This is a genomic window from Olsenella phocaeensis (assembly GCF_900120385.1).
Lineage (GTDB): Bacteria > Actinomycetota > Coriobacteriia > Coriobacteriales > Atopobiaceae > Olsenella_I > Olsenella_I phocaeensis.
Genome location: NZ_LT635510.1, coordinates 1 through 1,666, shown reverse-complemented (window position 1 = coordinate 1,666; position 1,666 = coordinate 1). Strand labels below are relative to the sequence as shown.

The window sequence follows — 1,666 nt, the reverse complement described above, 5'->3', positions numbered from 1 at the left end:
AACCGCGCCCCGGCCCAGGAGTGGCGGTACGCCCGCGCGTACGGGAGCGACGAGGAGGGGGCCAGGGCGCTCCCGGCCCTCCTGGGGCACTACAATTGGGAGCAGCCCCACAGCGCCTGCGGAGGCCTCCCGCCGATGTCACGCATAGTCGGCGTCAACAATGTCACGGCACACAACAGCTAACTTACCTAGAGTTTTTCGATTACCGGAATTGCCAAGGCCTAAGAGTGTATGAATCAATCGCTTTTTTGTGGCAATTCGATTTGTCCTTCTGAGTGTCACACTACTCACTGTGTTTAAGTTCTGCTCATCTTATGTCATTAAGGCAGGCAGAGACGGAAGACGCCAGCACCATTGTCGACGAGAGCATTATTGCAAAACTCAATAAACCTCATTGTTATTTTACATAATTATCTTCTAGGCTGTTGATTGGAGCTCCGGTCAATCACAATGGGAGCGTATTTGTTGGTCCACTTTGGATGCGTATCAACTGTCATTGTAAATGAGCGCAATTCGGCGATGTGGCTGTCATAATACTCGTCATCCAGAAGCGTCTCGATACGGCTCATGTCAGTATTGGAGCCGTCAAAAATAGCAATCCTCGGACCGACCAGCACGTAATGCTGACCACGTGCTACGCCAATGCGTACGCGCTTGCTCTGCAAGTCATTTCGAACTTGTAGCTTGCCTATGCTCCCAGCAAGGATGCTGGCTGCTTCTCCTTTCCTACTCATTAAATCAAAAATGAGTGTTCCGCCTTCTTCGGCTACCCACTTGTATGCTTCGATGATTGCAGCTCTATAAGGCTTTGGTGTGTTGCTGTGTACGACTTTGGTTCGAATCATCAATAACCTCCATCTCTCTTCTGTCTGGATACCCCGCGCTGCAGAAAGCCTCTTGGTCACATTTTCATACATTCGGTGCGCTGAGCGAAGGTTTTTCGTTGAGCGATTATGAAGAAAGCCACTATTCTGCGGGGTGGCGGTGCCTTCCCTCTGCGATCTTCTCATTCGGCAGAACACCGAATCGCACGGTGCGCCCCTTAGAGCCCCTTCCGCTGTCTGTTTCTTACATGCTCCATGTCCATGCGTCTTTGCGTGGCCACACCAATGGGTGTTCAATGCCTCACCTCTAAATACTAAAGTAGTATTTAGCTCCTAATCAGTGAACGGAGGGAAGCATGCAGGGCACGTATGAGTTCGAGCTGTTCGAGCAGGATGGCTGGTTCGTGGCATCCTCCTTCGACCTCGGTATAAGCACGCAGGGAGAGTCGTTCGCGGAATGCTGCGAGATGGTGGCTGACCTGCTCAGGGCCTACTTCGAGGATGCAGAGATGCACCAGAGGGAGCTGCCTCCCGCCACCTTTGGCAACGAGGCGCGGCACGGGGGCAGGGTCGCCGTGTTCTCGGTGGTGGCAGGGAAGGAGACCGTCGAGAAGGTCAGCAAGGCGGAGGCGGCGAGGATGTTGCACGTGACACCTGGCCGCGTATCTCAGCTGGTGTCCGAGCACCATCTGGAGACCCTACGGGTCGACGGCAGGGAGTGGGTCACCCGCTCGAGCGTGTACGCGCGCCTGGCCGAGGCTCCCGGACCCGGCCGCCCGAAGGCAGGGCGTGCGACGAGCGGGGGGAGGCATGGGTCCGCTTCGGTCGGAGGATGCTGACGG

General features: G+C 55.5%; 2 protein-coding genes. One reads left to right on the top strand and one right to left on the bottom strand.

What is annotated here, in order from left to right; all coding sequences use genetic code 11:
- Positions 1-410: 410 nt before the first annotated feature.
- On the bottom strand, positions 411-845 hold the full coding sequence (locus tag BQ7388_RS12160) for a hypothetical protein (RefSeq protein ID WP_129583261.1): 435 nt from the start codon (positions 843-845) through the stop codon (positions 411-413).
- Between the two features lie 335 nt (positions 846-1,180).
- Between BQ7388_RS12160 and BQ7388_RS10355 the strand changes: the two genes are divergently transcribed.
- Positions 1,181-1,663: a hypothetical protein gene (locus tag BQ7388_RS10355; protein ID WP_072500599.1), complete on the top strand. Its 483-nt coding sequence runs from the start codon at positions 1,181-1,183 to the stop codon at positions 1,661-1,663.
- Positions 1,664-1,666 lie beyond the last annotated feature (3 nt).